13 protein-coding genes are annotated in these 16,990 nt (G+C 66.4%); 1 reads left to right on the plus strand and 12 read right to left on the minus strand.

Going from position 1 to position 16,990, the window contains the following annotated elements; all coding sequences use genetic code 11:
* Positions 1-78 precede the first annotated feature (78 nt).
* On the plus strand, positions 79-756 hold the full coding sequence (locus tag AC1RL8_RS02815; RefSeq protein ID WP_492687154.1) for a hypothetical protein: 678 nt from the start codon (positions 79-81) through the stop codon (positions 754-756).
* 13 nt (positions 757-769) lie between these two features.
* On the opposite strand, the gene AC1RL8_RS02820 is transcribed toward AC1RL8_RS02815, so the two are convergent.
* The 12 genes from AC1RL8_RS02820 to AC1RL8_RS02875 form a co-directional block, all read right to left on the minus strand.
* On the minus strand, positions 770-1,687 hold the full coding sequence (locus tag AC1RL8_RS02820; RefSeq protein WP_492687155.1) for a DMT family transporter: 918 nt from the start codon (positions 1,685-1,687) through the stop codon (positions 770-772).
* A gap of 16 nt (positions 1,688-1,703) precedes the next feature.
* On the minus strand, positions 1,704-3,542 hold the full coding sequence (gene typA, locus AC1RL8_RS02825; protein ID WP_095745387.1) for a translational GTPase TypA: 1,839 nt from the start codon (positions 3,540-3,542) through the stop codon (positions 1,704-1,706).
* On the minus strand, positions 3,539-4,495 hold the full coding sequence (gene truB / locus AC1RL8_RS02830; RefSeq protein WP_492687156.1) for a tRNA pseudouridine(55) synthase TruB: 957 nt from the start codon (positions 4,493-4,495) through the stop codon (positions 3,539-3,541). The genes typA and truB overlap by 4 nt, the downstream gene beginning before the upstream one ends.
* A 2-nt stretch (positions 4,496-4,497) precedes the next feature.
* On the minus strand, positions 4,498-4,869 hold the full coding sequence (rbfA, locus tag AC1RL8_RS02835) for a 30S ribosome-binding factor RbfA (RefSeq protein WP_070060772.1): 372 nt from the start codon (positions 4,867-4,869) through the stop codon (positions 4,498-4,500).
* Positions 4,870-4,890: 21 nt separating this feature from the next.
* Entirely contained in the window at positions 4,891-7,878 is a 2,988-nt protein-coding gene (infB, locus tag AC1RL8_RS02840; protein WP_062479820.1) for a translation initiation factor IF-2, read from the minus strand.
* A gap of 23 nt (positions 7,879-7,901) precedes the next feature.
* On the minus strand, positions 7,902-9,386 hold the full coding sequence (nusA, locus tag AC1RL8_RS02845) for a transcription termination factor NusA (protein ID WP_062479821.1): 1,485 nt from the start codon (positions 9,384-9,386) through the stop codon (positions 7,902-7,904).
* Between the two features lie 17 nt (positions 9,387-9,403).
* Complete coding sequence (rimP, locus tag AC1RL8_RS02850; RefSeq protein ID WP_095745389.1) at positions 9,404-10,033, minus strand: ribosome maturation factor RimP; 630 nt, start codon at positions 10,031-10,033, stop codon at positions 9,404-9,406.
* Positions 10,034-10,220: 187 nt separating this feature from the next.
* A complete protein-coding gene (locus tag AC1RL8_RS02855) occupies positions 10,221-11,429 on the minus strand; it encodes a YbfB/YjiJ family MFS transporter (RefSeq protein ID WP_492687157.1) in 1,209 nt (402 codons plus the stop codon).
* Between the two features lie 19 nt (positions 11,430-11,448).
* On the minus strand, positions 11,449-13,092 hold the full coding sequence (locus tag AC1RL8_RS02860; protein ID WP_492687158.1) for an ABC transporter ATP-binding protein: 1,644 nt from the start codon (positions 13,090-13,092) through the stop codon (positions 11,449-11,451).
* Entirely contained in the window at positions 13,089-14,132 is a 1,044-nt protein-coding gene (locus tag AC1RL8_RS02865) for an ABC transporter permease (RefSeq protein ID WP_159276882.1), read from the minus strand. The genes AC1RL8_RS02860 and AC1RL8_RS02865 overlap by 4 nt, the downstream gene beginning before the upstream one ends.
* The gene (locus AC1RL8_RS02870; protein ID WP_062479827.1) at positions 14,125-15,138 is read right to left on the minus strand and encodes a microcin C ABC transporter permease YejB; all 1,014 of its coding nucleotides are present in this window, start codon (positions 15,136-15,138) and stop codon (positions 14,125-14,127) included. Before AC1RL8_RS02870 ends, AC1RL8_RS02865 begins: the two co-directional genes overlap by 8 nt.
* 16 nt (positions 15,139-15,154) lie before the next feature.
* A complete protein-coding gene (locus AC1RL8_RS02875; RefSeq protein WP_492687159.1) occupies positions 15,155-16,987 on the minus strand; it encodes an extracellular solute-binding protein in 1,833 nt (610 codons plus the stop codon).
* Positions 16,988-16,990: the final 3 nt, after the last annotated feature.

Here is a 16,990-nt window from a genome sequence, read left to right on the forward strand (position 1 = left end):
GGCCTGACCGGCGCCGCCACCCACGAAAGCCTCGGCATCCGCCGGGGCTTTTTTCATGGTGCACGGCAGAATGGCCCGATGACTTTTGCCGACACCACCCCGGATGCCTTCCACGCGCTTGTGTCTCACGGCCTCATCACCGACGCGCAGCACGATGCCGCGCTCGCACACCCCGAGGCCACAGCCCTGCCACCGATTCCCGGCCCCGCGCATGCACTGGCCTGGATGCGCCTCAAGAATCTGATCGCCGAGGAAGAACTGGATGCAGCGGTGGAACGCCTCGAAGCCGCCTCGCCGGCCGTCACGGCGTTCACCGAAGCGGAAGACATCGCCTACAACGCGGACGACCTGCTGGACCTCGGCAAGACCGGCATCACGCACGAGGCCGTGATCGCGCTGTTCAACGAAGGACTGATCGACACCGAGACCCGCGACCTGGCGCTGCGTGCCGCGCCTCTGACCGGCGCGCCCGCCGCCCTGGGCCCCACGCTGGGCTGGCTGGTGACCGACGGCCTGCTCGACACGGAACCGTTCGAAGCGCTCCGCACCCGTGTCGCCGCCGAGCCGGCCTTTGCGACGGCAGCCGACCATCGGCGCATCCTCGACGAGGCCCAGGCGATCGTCGCCGCCGACGAGCAGGAGACGGCCGACATGCTCAAAGAGTTCGCGCGCAGCCAACAAGCCAGCTGGCGCAACTTCGGAATGATCGTGGTGGCCGTCGTGATCGTGATCGGCTGGCACCTCTTCGGCCGCTGAGGGCGGCGAAGGGTCAGTGCGCGCCCGGCAGCGCGCTGTCCGCCAGCGTGGTGCGGCGTCCGCGCAGCGCGAGCAGCTCGTTGAACACCAGCGCCCCGATCACGAGCACGCCGCCGGTCAGCACACTCGCCGCGGGCGTCTCGCCGGCACCCAGCCAAGCCAGCGCGATACCGAAGATCACCTCGAGCAGCGCCAACAACGCCACCTCGGGCGCCTTGAGCACCTGTGCGCACAGCACCGAGAGCACGCAGGGAATCGCCAGCTGAAAAACACCCAGGAAGGCCAGCAGGCCCAGGTCATGGGGGCCGGCATGGAACGGCCAGGCCAGCGGCAAGGTGACGAGTGCGGAGAGGGTCGCGCCGATCAGCACCGCGGGCACCAGGTCGACATCCTGCCCCTTGGCGTGCGCATGCTGGACCACGGTCCATTGCGTCGCGCCGGCCAGCGGCACGCACAGCGCCACCAGCGTGCCGACGAGCGACCCACCGCCACCGCCCAGCAGCTGCGTGCCGTACATCCAGCCGATGCCCAGCCCGGCGACCACGATGGCCGCCCAGGTGCGTGCGGGCAACCGGTGCCCGATGAAGAGGCGCGCGGCCAGTGCGGTGAACAGCGGCCCGAGCGACATCGTGACCAGCACGCTCGCGGTGGAGGTGAGGGTCAGTGCCACCATGAAGGCCGTGAACATCACGGCCCAGCAGACGCCCGAGATCCAGAGCGAGTGCCCGCCGCGGCGCAGCTGCGAGAACACCGCCCGCCCCCGCCAAAGCGGCAAGATCACCAGCAGCGCCAGCATCGTGAAGAGGCTGCGCCAGAAGGTGATCTCGAAACTGTGCGCCTGCGCCAGGTGCCGCGTGACGACGCCCGCCGTGCCCCACATGAGGGTCACGACGACCATCAGCCCGACAGCGGCGCCGTGCGTCAGGCGCATGGCCGATCGAAGGCGATCAGCCGTTCGACGTGTCGCGGCCGGCGCGCTTGCGGTCGCTTTCCTTCAGGAAACGCTTGCGCAGGCGAACGCTCTTGGGCGTGATTTCGACCAGCTCGTCGTCCTCGATGAACTCGACGCCGTATTCCAGCGTGAGGTCGATCGGGGGCGTGATCTTGATCGCGTCTTCCTTGCCGCTCACGCGGAAGTTGGTCAGCTGCTTGGTTCGCGTGGCATTCACGACCAGGTCGTTGTCGCGGCTGTGGATGCCGACGATCATGCCTTCGTACACCGGATCGTTCGCCTTCACGAACATGCGGCCGCGGTCGTCCAGCTTGCCCAGCGCGTAGGTGAAGATTTCACCGTCGTCCATCGAGATCAGCACGCCATTCTTGCGGCTGCCGATCTCGCCCTTGTGGGCTTCGTAGCTGTCGAAGATGTTGCTGATGAGGCCCGAGCCGCGCGTCAGGTTCAGGAATTCGTTCGTGAAGCCGATCAGGCCACGCGCCGGAATGCGGTACTCCAGGCGCACGCGGCCACGGCCGTCCGGTTCCATGTTGACCAGCTCGCCCTTGCGTTCGCCCAACGCCTGCATCACGCCACCCTGGTGGGTTTCCTCGATGTCGGCCGTGACCAATTCGATGGGCTCGTGCTTCTCGCCGTTCACGGTGCGGAACACCACGCGCGGCTTGGACACGGCCATTTCATAGCCTTCGCGGCGCATGTTTTCCAGCAGGATGGTCAGGTGCAGTTCGCCGCGGCCCATGACTTCGAAGATGCCTTCTTCGTCGGTCTCGCTCACGCGCAGTGCCACGTTGTGCTGCAGCTCCTTTTGCAGGCGGTCCCAGATCTGGCGGCTGGTCACGAACTTGCCTTCGCGGCCGGCCAGCGGGCTGGTGTTCACGCAGAAGTTCATGGTCAGGGTCGGCTCGTCGACCTTGAGCATGGGCAGCGGCGCAGGCTTGTCCTTGTCGGTCACAGTGACGCCGATGCCGATGTCGGCGATGCCGTTGATCAGCACGATTTCACCGGGGCCGGCTTCGGTCGATTGCACGCGGTCCAGGCCCTGGAAGGTCAGCACCTGGTTGACGCGGCCCTTGACGGTCTTGCCGTCTGGACCTTCCATGACCAGCACGTCGGTCATGGGCTTGAGCGTGCCCTGGCTGATGCGGCCCACGCCGATGCGGCCCACGAAGGTCGAGAAGTCGAGCGCGGAAATCTGCAGCTGCAGCGGTGCGTTCGGGTCACCCTTTTGCGACGGCACGTGCTTCAGGATGGTGTTGAACAGGGCCGACATGTCGGGGCCCCACTGTTCGCCGGGAGCGCCTTCTTCGAGCGATGACCAGCCGTTGATGCCCGAGGCGTACACCACGGGGAAGTCGAGCTGTTCGTCGGTCGCGCCGAGCTTGTCGAACAGGTCGAAGGCGGCGTTGACCACCTTGTCGGGGTTCGCACCGGGCTTGTCGACCTTGTTCACGACCAGGATCGGCTTCAGGCCCAGGGCCAGCGCCTTCTTGGTCACGAAGCGCGTCTGGGGCATCGGGCCTTCCTGCGCGTCGATCAGCAGCACCACGCCGTCGACCATCGACAGTGCGCGTTCCACTTCACCGCCGAAGTCCGCGTGGCCCGGGGTGTCGACGATGTTGATGTGCGTGCCTTCCCAGGTCACGGCGCAGTTCTTGGCCAGGATCGTGATGCCACGTTCCTTTTCGATCGCGTTGTTGTCCATCACCGTGTCGACGACCTTCTCGTGCTCGGCGAAGGTGCCCGACTGGCGCAGCAGCTGGTCGACCATGGTGGTCTTGCCATGGTCCACGTGGGCAATGATGGCGATATTGCGGATTTGCTTGGTACTCATGGTGTCGCTTCGGTCTGTGGTGCGTTCAAAAGAATTTGCTGAATTTCGATGGGGTTCAGCAAGCGCCCCGGGATCAGTTCGCCGGCGCTCACGTGGGCGGTGCCCAGGAACGCCTGCGGGTCGGTGCCGAACACGGCCACCGCCTCGGCATCGGCCCAGCCGCCGCGGCGGCGCAGGCCCGAGAGAAAACGTGCGGCATCTTCGGCCGCGAGCGTGACGCGGCTGTGGCCGTCGACCAGCGCTTCGGGAGGCAACAGGCGTGCCAGGCGCTCGTCTTCGGTCATGGCTTCGAGCGCTTCGATGGTGACGCACTGCGCCTGACCGAAACCGCCCGTGGCCGTGCGGCGCAGCGAGGTCAGGTGCGCGCCGCACCCGAGGGCCTCGCCGATGTCCTCGCCCAACGTGCGGATGTAGGTGCCCTTGCTCACGCTCGCCACAATGCGGATGCTGGTGTCATCCAGCCGGGTCAGCGCGAGCTGGTGAATGACGACGTCGCGCGGCGCGCGCTCGATCTCGATGCCTTCGCGCGCGTACTCGTACAGCGCCTTGCCGTCTTTCTTGAGTGCGCTGTGCATCGGCGGCACCTGGCGAATCGGGCCGGTGAATCGGGCCTGGACGCGGGCCAGGTCTTCTGGCGACACCTGCACCGGCCGTTCGGCGATCACCTCGCCCTCGGCGTCACCGGTGGCGGTCTTGACGCCCAAGCGCGCGACCGCCTCGTAGGTCTTGTCGGCGTCCAAGTGCAGTTGGCTGAATTTGGTGGCGGCGCCGAAACACAGCGGCAGCACGCCTGTGGCGAGCGGATCGAGCGTGCCGGTGTGGCCCGCTTTTTCGGCGCGCAGCAACCACTTGGCCTTTTGCAAGGCCTGGTTGCTGGAAAACCCCAGCGGCTTGTCGAGCAGCAACACCCCATGCACAGGGCGCCGCTGCACCCGTGTGCGTGGCGCGTTCATCGCTAGTCGTCTTTCGAGCGCGAAGCAACGGCCTGAGCGATGAGCGCATTCATGTCGGCCGCACGCTCGGTGGTGCGGTCGAACAGGAAGTGCAGCGTCGGCACGGTGTGGATGTGCAGGCGCTTGAACAGGCCGTTGCGCAGGAAGCCCGCGGCCTGGTTCAGCGCTTCGGTGGTCTCGGCCACGTCGCCCGTGAGCAGGCTGAAGAAGACCTTCGCATGCGCATAGTCGGGCGTGACCTCGACCGCCTGGATCGTGACCATGCCCACGCGCGGGTCCTTCAACTCGCGCGCGATCAGCTCCGTCAGATCGCGCTGGATCTGGTCGGCGACCTTGAACGCGCGGTTGGGTGCGGCTGCTTTTCTTTTCGGCATGGACTCTTTCGCGTCGAACGCTTACAGCGTCCGGGCGATTTCCTTGATCTCGAAGAATTCGAGCTGATCGCCTTCCTTGATGTCGTTGTAGTTCTTGAGCTTGATACCGCACTCAAAACCTTCGCGGACTTCGCGGACATCGTCCTTCATGCGCTTGATCGAGTCGACTTCGCCGGTGTAGATCACCACGTTGTCGCGCAGCAGGCGGAAATGCGCGCTGCGGTTGACCGAGCCCGAAGTGACGTACGAGCCGGCCACGGTGCCGATCTTCGAGGCCACGAACACCGTGCGGATCTCGGCCGAGCCGATGATCTCTTCGCGGCGCTCCGGTGCCAGCATGCCCGACATCGCGACCTTGATCTCGTCGACGGCGTCGTAAATGATGCTGTAGTAGTTCAGCTGAACGCCATTGCCTTCGGCCAGCTTGCGCGCACCGGCATCGGCACGCACGTTGAAGCCGATGACCACTGCCTTCGACGCGATCGCGAGGTTGATGTCGCTTTCGCTGATGCCGCCGACGCCGGCGTACACGATCTGCACCTTGACTTCTTCGGTCGCCAGCTTGAGCAGCGACTGAGCCAGTGCTTCCTGCGAGCCCTGCACGTCGGCCTTGATGATGATGCGCAGCGTCTGCACTTCGCCGGCCGACAGGTCGGTGAACATGTTCTGCAGGTTCGCGGCTTGCGCCTTGGCCAGCTTGGTGTTGCGGAACTTGCCCGCGCGGTAGGTGGCGATTTCGCGCGCACGGCGCTCGTCGGCCATCACCATGAACTCGTCGCCCGCCTGCGGCACTTCGGTCAGACCCTGGATTTCGACCGGGATCGACGGACCTGCCGACTTGGTGGCCTTGCCGTCTTCGTCCAGCATGGCGCGCACGCGGCCATAGGTCGAGCCGGCCAGCACCACGTCGCCGGTCTTGAGCGTGCCGGACTGAACCAGCACGGTCGCGACCGGGCCGCGGCCCTTGTCCAGCTGCGCTTCGATGACCAGGCCCTTGGCGGCGGCATCCACCGGCGCCTTGAGTTCCAGCACTTCGGCCTGCAGCAGCACCTGCTCGAGCAGGTCGTCGATGCCCTGGCCGGTCTTGGCCGACACCGGCACGAACGGCACGTCGCCGCCGTACTCTTCGGGCACGACCTCTTCGGCCACCAGTTCCTGCTTCACGCGGTCCAGGTTGGCGTCGGGCTTGTCCACCTTGTTGATCGCAACCACGATCGGCACACCCGCCGCCTTCGCGTGCTTGATGGCTTCCTTGGTCTGGGGCATGACGCCGTCGTCGGCCGCCACCACCAGGATCACGATGTCGGTGGCCTGCGCACCGCGGGCACGCATGGCGGTGAACGCCTCGTGACCCGGGGTGTCGAGGAACGACACCATGCCGCGTTCGGTTTCGACGTGGTACGCACCGATGTGCTGCGTGATGCCGCCGGCTTCGCCCGCGGCGACCTTGGCGCGGCGGATGTAGTCCAGCAGCGAGGTCTTGCCGTGGTCGACGTGACCCATGACGGTCACGACCGGTGCGCGCGGCAGGGCTTCGGCCTGTTGCGCCGACACGTCCTCGTCGGTGAAGGCTTCGGGGTCGTCCAGCGCGGCAACCACCGCGTTGTGGCCCATTTCCTCCACGATGATCATCGCGGTGTCCTGGTCGAGCGACTGGTTGATGGTCGCCATCATGCCCAGCTTCATCAATTGCTTGATGACTTCCTGCGCCTTCACGGCCATCTTGTGCGCGAGCTCGGCGACCGTGATGGTCTCGGGCACGTGCACTTCGAGCACGCGCGCCTCGACCGGTGCGGCCGGTGCGTGCTGCTCGTCATGACCGCCACGGTCGTTGCCGCGACGGCCACGCGGGCCTCCGCGCCAGTTGCCGCGGCTGACACCCCCGCTGGCATCGCCGCGGGTCTTGATTTCCTTCTTCTTGGCAGGATCGCCGGCCCAGCTCGACGAGAGCTTGGCGGACTTGACTTCCTTGCCAGCACCGGCAGCGGCAGGCGCTGCGGCGCCAGGGGCCGCAGGGGCGCCCGGGCGGCCCGGCGGCGTGGCCGGCTTGTGCAGCGTTCCCTTGACCGTCGACTTTTCAGGCTGCGGCTTCTCGGGCGCCTTGTGCGGCACCAGCACGCGGGCCGGTGCGTTCATCATGGCGCGGATGGCTTCGGCTTCGGCCAGGGCCTTGCGGCGACGCTCGTCGAGGTCCTTGGCGCGGGCGGCTTCTTCGTCGGCACGGGCCTTCGATTCGGCGGCGGCCTTGGCCTTGGCGTCTTCCTTGGCTTGCGTGGCGGCGTTCTGTGCGGCCAGCTTGGTGTCGGCAGCCTGCTTTTCGGCAACGGCAGCGGTCTCTGCAGCAGCAGCAGCAGCAGCCACGGCGGCCGGTGCGGCCGGGGCAGCCACCGGCTGCTTCGCAGCTTCCTTGGCCGAAGCGGCGGCGGCTTCAGCGGCCTTCTTCTCGGCGGCGATGCGCGCAGCTTCCTGCTCGGCCTGTTCGGCGCGCTCGGCCTTTTCGGCCTGCTCGCGTTCGCGGGCTTCGGTTTCTTCGCGCTGGCGACGCTTCTCGGCCAGCTCTTCTTCCTGGCGGCGGATCAGCTCGGCCTGGCGGCGTGCGTCTTCCTCGCGGCGGGCCAGTTCGGCTTCGTCGATCTGGGGTGCTGCCGGTGCGGCGGACGTTTCGGCCGCCTGCTGCTGCGCGCCTTCGGCCGTGGCCGGGTGGCCTTCATCGCGCTGGATGAAGGTGCGCTTCTTGCGCACTTCGACCTGGATGGTGCGGGCGCGACCGGTGGCGTCGGCCTGCTTGATCTCGCTGGTCGACTTCTTGGTCAGCGTGATCTTCTTGCGCTCGGGCTCGGCCGTGCCGTGGCTGGCCTTCAGGAAGCCGAGCAAGCGCTGCTTGTCGGCCTCCGTGAGTGCATCGGTGGCGGCCGCTTTGGGCACGCCTGCGCTCTTGAGCTGGTCAAGCAAGGTTTCGGGAGTCTTCTTGAGCTCGTTCGCGAACTCGGCGACAGTGGTACTGGACATATTGCTTTCGTGCCTCCATACCGTCACTCTTGGCCGGCGAACCAATGTTCGCGGGCTTTCAAGATGAGGGCTTTGGCGTCATCGGCGCTCAGGCCGGTGATTTCGGTGAGTTCATCGACCGCGAGGTCGGCCAGGTCGTCACGGGTGTTCACACCCGCTTCAGCCAGCTGCGGAATCAGGTCGGGATTGAGGCCTTCGAGGTCGCGCAGGTTCTGCGAGACGGTTTCGACACCTTCTTCCTTGGCGATTTCCATGGTCAGCAGCGCATCCTTTGCACGCGCGCGCAGCTCATTGATGGTGTCTTCGTCGAAGGCCTCGATCTCAAGCATCTCGGAGATCGGCACGTAGGCCACCTCCTCGAGGCTGTTGAAACCTTCCGAAATCAGGATGTCGGCGATTTCCTCGTCGACATCGAGCTTTTCCATGAAGAGCTTGCGGCTGGCATCGGTCTCGGTCGCCTGCTTCTGGGCCGACTCGTTCGCGTCCATGATGTTGATCTTCCAACCGGTGAGGTCGGAAGCCAGGCGCACGTTCTGGCCGCCGCGGCCGATGGCGATCGCGAGGTTTTCCTCGTCCACCACCACGTCCATGGCGTGCTTTTCTTCGTCGACCACGATCGACGAGACGTTCGCCGGCGCCAGGGCGCCGATCACGAACTGGGCCGGGTCTTCGCTCCACAGCACGATGTCCACGCGTTCGCCGGCGAGCTCGTTCGTGACGGCGTTGACGCGGGTGCCGCGCACGCCGACGCAGGTGCCGATCGGGTCGACACGCTTGTCGTGCGAGAGCACGGCGATCTTGGCGCGCGAACCGGGGTCGCGGGCGCAGCTCTTGATTTCGAGCAGGCCTTGTTCGATCTCGGGCACTTCCTGGCGGAACAGCTCGATCATGAACTCGGGAGCCGAGCGCGACAGGATGATCGGCGCGCCGCGCAGCGTCAGGTCGACCTCCATGATCATGGCCCGCACGCGGTCGCCATTGCGCAGGTTTTCCTTGGCGATCATCTCGCTGCGGCGCAGGCGGCCTTCGACGCGCCCTGCTTCCACGATGATGTCGCCCTTGTCCAGGCGCTTGACGGTGCCCACGAAGATCTTGTCGCCGCGCGACATGAAGTCGTTGAGCAGCATCTCGCGCTCGGCGTCGCGGATCTTCTGCAGGATCACCTGCTTGGCAGCCATGGCACCGATGCGCCCGATCGGCACCGAATCGACGGATTCCTCGATGTATTCGTCGACCTCGATGTCGGGCATCTCCTCACGAGCCTCGAAGAGCAGGATCTCCTGGTCGGGCAGTTGCAGGCCGGCTTCGTCGGGAACGACGTGCCAACGGCGGAAAGTCTCGTAGTCGCCGCTGTCGCGATCGACCGCCACGCGGATATCCACGTCACCCTGATGGAGCTTCTTGGTGGCTTGCGCCAGTGCGGATTCGACCGCACCGAAGACCACGTCGCGCTCGACGTTCTTCTCGCGCGAGATCGCATCCACCAACATCAACATTTCGCGATTCATGCCACCACTCCTCTTGTTCAGTCCGGAACGTTCGTTCCGTCGTCAATATCCGAAAAACCCGGTTGGGTTTTGGCCTTGCGGCCCTTGAAATCCACAATCGGCGCGAGCCGCGCATCGCGCAGCTCGTCCAATACGAAGCCCAGCGCATGCAACGGTGCAGGCGCGCGCTTCTTGCTCACTTTTTGACCCGGCTTGGTCTCGGGCGCATCGCTCCAGACGATCTGCCAACCCGAACCGCCTTCAGCACGCTCCAGCGTGCCGCGAAACTTCTTGCGATTGGCCGACACCTGGCCCGCCGCGGCAGCGCCCATGGGCGCCTTGAGGGTGATGTCGATCACCGCGCCCACGAATCGCTCGAAATCCTGTTCATTGCGCAAGGGGCGATCGATACCGGGCGAGGAGACCTCGAGCCGCTTGTAATCGACCGCATCGACTTCCAGCGCGAATTGCAGCTGGCGCGTGACCTTCTCGCAGTCTTCCACCGTCACGAAGGGTTCGGGCACGCCGGCCGCCACATCCTCAGAGGTGGGGGGCGTCCAGGGCAAATCAATCGTCACGCGCAGCAATCCACCGGCCGAGCGTTCGACCTCGACCAGGTCGTAGCCGAGACCGGCCACGGTTTGTTCTACTGTTTGCTGCAATGCCACGTGTTTGAAAGCGCCTTCTGAATCAATGCCCAAGCCGCAGCACCCGCCCACCACGGATGCCACGACGCCAAATAATTGCTGTTTGAGAATGCATAGACCAAAAAAAACGGGCGGTTGGTACCCGCCCGTTTGGTCGTGAGCCTCGAATTATATGCTATTCGCGTGCATAAATGAAGGACATCGGTATTCAGGCGGCCACAGGGCGCCGGTATTTCGACCAGACCACGGCAAACAGCACCGCGCCCAGGGCCAATGCGGCCGCCGCCACCAGCAAAGGCAGCTCGAAAGAACCGGTGCGTTGGGCCAACGGCGCCGCAAAAAGCGGCCCGATGATCTGCCCCACCCCGTAGGACGCCGTGGCATAGCCGATCAGCCCGGCCGCGGCATTGCCGCGCAGCCGTCGGGCTTCCCGCATGGCGAAAAGCGTGATGGCGGTGAAAGGCATGCCGAGCAGCAGGCTGCCCAGCGCAAAACCCGCAATGGTCGGCCAGGCCACCGAAAAAACGACGCCAAGCGCCTGCAATGCATAAGCGGCGGCCAGCAGCAGCCGGTTGTCCCAATGCACCGGGGCGCGGGCACCGATCAATGCGCCCGGAATGATCGCCGCGCCGAACAACGGCCAGAAGAAATCCGGCCACGGCGATCCCGGCAGCGCCTGCCGGGCGATCACGGGCAAGAAAGTGGCGGTAATGATGTAACCAAAGCCTGCCAACCCATAGAGCGCGACCAGCCAGATCGCATCGCTTCGGGCTGACGCCGATCCAGAGGCACTGCCCGCTGCAACAGCCGGACTCGCCACCGCCCCGCCCGCTACCGCCCCCACCCGCTCGCCATCGTCGAACACCCGCCAGATCACGGCGATCAGCACCACGGCCAGCAGCCCGAGGCCGATCCAGCCCGCCTCCGAACCCCAGCGACCCAGCGCACCGCCCAGCAACCCGGTCATGGCGATCCCGATGCCCGGCCCGGTGTAGATCACGCCGGCCAGCATGGGCGAATTCGTCTCGGCCAGCCGGCGCAGCCCCCAGCCCGAGGCGAACACGAAGACCCAGGCGCTCATCACCCCGGCCGCCGCGCGCAGCACGCCCCACCCGATGAAGCTGTGCAGCAGCCCCATGCCGACCAGCAAGGCCGCCGTGGCCAGCAACCCGCCACGCATCATGCTCGACGCCTTGATGCCGATGGCCGCGCAGCTGACCGCGCCGAAGAAATAGCCCAGGTAATTAAGAGACGCCAGCAAACCGCCGCCGGCCAGCTCGAGCTTTCCCTCGCTCAGCATGATGGGCAGCATGGGCGTGAAGGCGAAGCGCCCCAGGCCCATGGCCACCGCCAGCGTGACCATGCAGGCCAGCGCCGCGCGCCAGGCACCGCGCCGATCGTGTCCGATATTCGACATTTCTACCCGTCTCCGTTTTTTATTCCAGCAGCGCCGCAGCCACCAGCTTCTGTGTGTAGGGATGCTCGGGGGCGTCGAGGACGCGCAGGGCTGGCCCGGATTCGAGGATCGCGCCGTCCTTCATCACGATGACCTGGTGCGCCATGGCGCGGATCACCTCGACGTCGTGCGTGATCAGGAGGTAGCTCAGCCCCCGCTCGCGCTGCAGCCGCTGCAGAAGGCCGAGCACCTGCTTCTGGATGGTCACGTCGAGCGCGCTGGTGGGCTCGTCGAGCACCAGCAGCCGCGGATCGACGATCAGCGCCCGGGCGATCGCCAGCCGCTGGCGCTGCCCGCCCGAGAACTCGTGCGGATAGCGGTCGAGCAGCGCAGGAAACTGCGCCTCGCTCAGCCCCACGTCGGCCAGCGCCGTGAGCGCGCGCGCCCGGCGGGCCGCGGCGTCGAGCTCGGGCGCATGCACTCGCAGCCCCTCGCCCACGATCTGCTCGACCGTCATGCGCGGCGAGAGCGACGAGAACGGGTCCTGGAACACCACCTGCATCGTGCGGCGCAGCGCGAGGTCGGAGGCGCGGTCCACCGCCCAGCCCTTCCCCGTCACCTGCAGTTCGCCCCGGTGCTTGAGCAGGCCGAGCGCGGCCAGCGCCAGCGTCGACTTGCCCGAGCCCGATTCGCCGACCACGCCCAGCGTTTCGCCCGGCGCGATCCGGAAATCGGCGCCCTGCACGGCAACGAACTCTCCCTTGCGGAACCAGCCCGCGAAGCCGGGACGCGACACCGGATAGCTCACGCGCAGCGCCCGGGCCTCCAGCACCGGCGGCGCCGCGCCATCGGCGGCCGCCTCGGCCACGTCGCGCGCCGGATGGCTGTCGATCAGCTTGCGGGTGTAGGCATGCTGCGGCGCCTCGAACACCGTGCCCACCGGGCCGTGCTCGACGATGTGGCCGCGTTCCATCACCGCCACGCGGTCGGCGAAACGGCGCACCAGGTTCAGGTCGTGGGTGATGAGCAGCACGGCCATGCCGTATTTGCGCTGCAGCTCGGCCAGCAGCTCGAGGATCTGCGCGCGCACCGTGACATCGAGCGCCGTGGTCGGCTCGTCCGCCAGCAGCAGGCGCGGTTTGCAGGCCAGGGCCATCGCGATCATGGCGCGCTGGCGCTGCCCGCCCGAGAGCTGGTGCGGATACGACCTCGCCCGCCGTGCCGGTTCGGGAATGCCGGTGTCGGCGAGCAACTGCACAGCGGCCTCCTGCGCGGCGCGGGCCGACAGCCCTTCGTGCAGCTCGAGCACCTCGGCGATCTGGTCGCCCACGGTGTACAGCGCATTGAGCGCGGTCATCGGCTCCTGGAAGATCATCGCGATCTCCTTGCCGCGGATGCCGCGCAGTTCGCGCTCCGGAATCGACAGCAGGTCGCGCGCACCGCGCTGCGCCTGCGCCCCCGACAGGGTTGCCACCCCGGCGAGGTCGGCGTTCTGCACCAGCCGCAGCAGCGACAGCGCCGTGACCGTCTTGCCCGAGCCCGACTCGCCGACCAGCGCGAGTTTTTCGCCGGCCGCAATCTGCAGGTCGATGCCATGCACCACCGGCTTGCCGCCGAAGGCGACGCGCAGCCCCTTCACGTCGAGCAAGGGTTGATTCTTCGTCGTGTCGCGCATCGTCGTCATTTGTCGGCCTTGCGGGGGTCGAGCGCATCGCGCAGCGCGTCGCCCATGAAGGTCAGCAGCATCAGCGTGACGACCAGCACGCAGAAGGTGGACAGCGAGATCCACCACGCATCGATGTTCCCCTTGCCCTGGCTCAGCAGTTCGCCGAGAGACGGCGTGCCGGGCGGAACACCCAGGCCAAGGAAGTCGAGCGAAGTCAGCGCGAGGATGGCCGCGCTCATGCGGAACGGCAGGAAGGTGACGACCGGCACCATGCTGTTGGGCAGGATGTGGCGCCACATGATCTGCAGGTTGCCCACGCCGAGCGCGCGCGCGGCGCGCACGTAATCCATCTGGCGGTTGCGCAGAAACTCAGCGCGCACGTAGTCCGACAGCCCCATCCAGCCGAACAGGCTCAGCAGGATCAAGAGCAGCGACACGCTCGGCGTGAAGATCGCGCTGAAGATGATCAGCAGGTACAGCTCGGGCATCGCGCTCCAGATCTCGATCAGGCGCTGGAAGGTCAGGTCGATCTTGCCGCCGAAGAAGCCCTGCACGGCGCCGGTCGCGATGCCCAGCACCACGCCGACCACCGTGAGCGCCAGCGCGAACAGCACGCTCACGCGAAAGCCGTAGATCAGCTGGGCCAGCAGGTCGCGCCCGCGCTCGTCAGTGCCCAGCAGGTTCTCGTGCGAGGGCGCGGCAGGGTTCGGCGGCTTCGAGAAGTAGTTGAGCGTGGCCGGGCCGTAGCGGTTGGGCGCATACAGCGCCCAGTTGTCGCCCTGCGTGATGCGCTGCTCGATGAAGGGGTCGAGGTAGTCGGCGGGCGTTTCGAAATCGCCACCGAAGGTCTTCTCGGAATAGTCGCGCAGCACGGGGAAGTAGGTCTGGCCTTCGTAGCGAACCACCAGCGGCTTGTCGGTGGAGAGCACGTCGGCGAACAGGCTCAGCACCACCAGCGCCGAGAAGACGACTAGGCTCCAGAACCCCAGCGGGTTGCGGCGGAAACGGCGCCAGGCACGACGCCCGGGGCTCACGGACACGGCGGCGGCTTCAGTCAAACTTCACCCTCGGATCGACCCAGACGTAGCAAAGATCGGAGATGAGCTTGGTCACCAGCCCGATCAGCGTGAACAGATAGAGCGTGCCCAGGAACACCGGGTAGTCGCGCCGCAGCACGCTCTCGTAGCTCAGCAGGCCCATGCCGTCGAGCGAGAACAGCGTCTCGATCAGCAGCGCGCCCGAAAAGAAGGCGCCGATGAACGCCGTCGGAAAGCCCGTGATGATCGGGATCAGCGCGTTGCGGAACACGTGCTTCCACAGCACCTGCCGCTCGGCCAGCCCCTTGGCCCGCGCCGTCAGCACGTACTGCTTGCGGATTTCCTCGAGGAAGGAGTTCTTGGTGAGCATCGCGGTGATCGCGAAGCTGCCCAGCACCATGGCAGTCACCGGCAAGGTGATGTGCCACAGGTAGTCGACGATGCGCGCCCCCCAGCTCAGCGACTCCCAGTTCGGCGAGGTCAGCCCGCGCAGCGGGAACCACTGCAGCTGGCCGCCGAAGATCACCAGCAGCGCCACGCCCAGCACGAAGCCCGGGATGGCGTAGCCGACCAGCACCAGCAGCGTCGTGAAGAAGTCGAAGCGCGAGCCCGCGCGCACGGCCTTGGCCACCCCGAGCGGCACCGCGATCAGGTAGCTGATGAAGAAGGTCCACAGCCCCAGGCTGATCGACACCGGCAGCTTCTCCTTGATGAGCTGCCACACGTCCTTGCTCTGGAAGAAGCTCTTGCCCAGGTCGAAGCGGGCGAACTGCTTGAGCATCTGCCAGAAGCGCTCGGGGGCCGGCTTGTCGAAACCGTAGAGCGCCTTGATCTCGGCCACCTGCTTGGCGTCGAGCGTGCGGCCGGTGGGGCCGCCCGAGATGCGGTTCTCTTTATTGGTGAGTTGCGAGAGCAGCTGCTCGGCCGGGCCGCCGGGCACGAACTGCACGATGGCGAAGTTGAGCAGCAGCACGCCGAACAGCGTGGGGACGATCAGCAGGAGGCGTCGGATCAGGTAGGCGGCCATGCGTGTTCTTGTTCTCTTACTTGGCGCTCGGCTCGATCCACCACATCGTCAGCATCGCCGACCCCGCCAGCAGGCGTTGCGGCAAGGGCGCGTCCGGGCGACGCAGCTTTCGCTTGTGGGCAATGAAATACTGCTTGCCGTAGTACATCGGGGTCATGTAGTGCTGGTGGAGCAAGTAGCGGTCCAGCAGCCGCGCGGCCGCCGCGAGCGAGGCGCGGTCGTGGCTGTTGACGATCACCTCGACGATCTCGTCGACCACCGGGTCGCTGATGCCGCTCAGGTTCTGGCTGCCCTTCTCGCTCGCCGATTTCGAGCCGAAGTCGTCGTACAGCTCGTTGCCCGGACTCGACGAGCCACCGACGAGGCTGATGGCCATGTCGAAATCGAAGTCGTCCAGCTTCTTCTTCAGCAGGCTCGGGTCGCGGAGGCGGTAGTCGAGCCGGATGCCCAGCTTGCCGAGGTTGCGCGCATACGGCGCGAGCACCACGCCCGAGCTGCGATCGGCGATGTCGATGGTGATCACGAACGGCGTGCCGGCCTTGTCGCGCAGCGCGCCGTCGCGGTAGGTCCAACCGGCTTCCTTGAGCAACTCCTGCGCCTTCACGAGGTTGCGCCGCAGGCCTTCGGCGGTGTCGCCGCTGCTGTCGGGGCGCGGCAGCTCGCCCTTGGTGTTGTCGAGGTAGCGTTGCCGGGTCTTGAGCTTGTCGATCAGCGCCTGCTCCTCGGGGCTGACCTCGGGCTGGGCCATGAGGTCGTCGCTGTTCTGGAAGTAGCTCTGGGTGCGCCCGCGGCGGCCGTAGAACAGGTGGGCGTTGAGCCAGTCGAAGTCGAAAGCCAGCGCCAGCGCCCTGCGCACGCGCATGTCGGCGAAGCGCGGCTGCCGCAGGTTGGGCGCCAGGCCCTGCATGCCGGTGAAGCGGCGGTGCGCGATCTCTTCCTTGACCAGCTCGCCGGAGTCAAAGCGGCGGCCCTTGTAGCGGCGCACCCACGCGATGATCGAGCGCTCTTCCATCGCGTCGAGCGCGCCGGCCTTGAGCGACTCTTCTTCGCCGAGCGAGTCCTTGAAATACTGGTACGACACCGTGTCGTAGTTGAACATCCCCTTGCGCACCGGCAGGTTGGCGGCCCAGTAGTCCGGGCGCCGGCGGTAGGAGATGAACTTGCCGAAATCGACCCTGTCCACCATGTACGGCCCGCTCGCGATCGGCGCCTCGGTCACGATCTGGTCGAAGGGCTTGCCCTTGCCCCAGGCGCTGGAGAACACCGGCAGCCCGCCGATGATCATGTGCAGCTCGGCGTTCTGGCGCACGAAGTCGAAGCGGATGGTGCGCTCGCCCGTCACCACGGCCTCCTTGATGTCGGCCCAGTACGAGCGGAAGGTCGGCCCGGCCGCCTTGCTGCGCAGGGTGTCGAAGGAGTACTTCACGTCTTTTGCCAGCACCGGCGAGCCGTCGGAAAACCGCGCCTTGGGGTTCAGCCGGAAGGTGACGCTCAAGCGGTCGGGCGCCAGCTGGATGTCTTCGGCCAGCAGGCCGTACTGCGAGAAGGGCTCGTCCTCGCTCGGCGTGGTCAGCGAATCGAAGAGCAGGCCGTACTCTGAGAACACGAAGCCGTTGGCGCTGTAGCCCATGCCCACCGGGGGCGCGCCGCGCAGGGTGAAGGGGTTGAGCTTGTCGAAGCTGCCGGCGGCCGACAGGGTCAGGTCGCCGCCCTTCGGGGCGTTGGGGTTCACGTAGTCGAAATGCGTGAACGACGCCGGGTACTTGGGCTCGTAACCCATGCCCAACCCGTGCGCCGCCCACGAGGGCAGCGCCAGGAGCGCCAACATCCAGAGCAGCCAACCTCGCATGCG

It is taken from the genome of Variovorax sp. GW822-FHT04E09 (genome assembly GCF_058800845.1).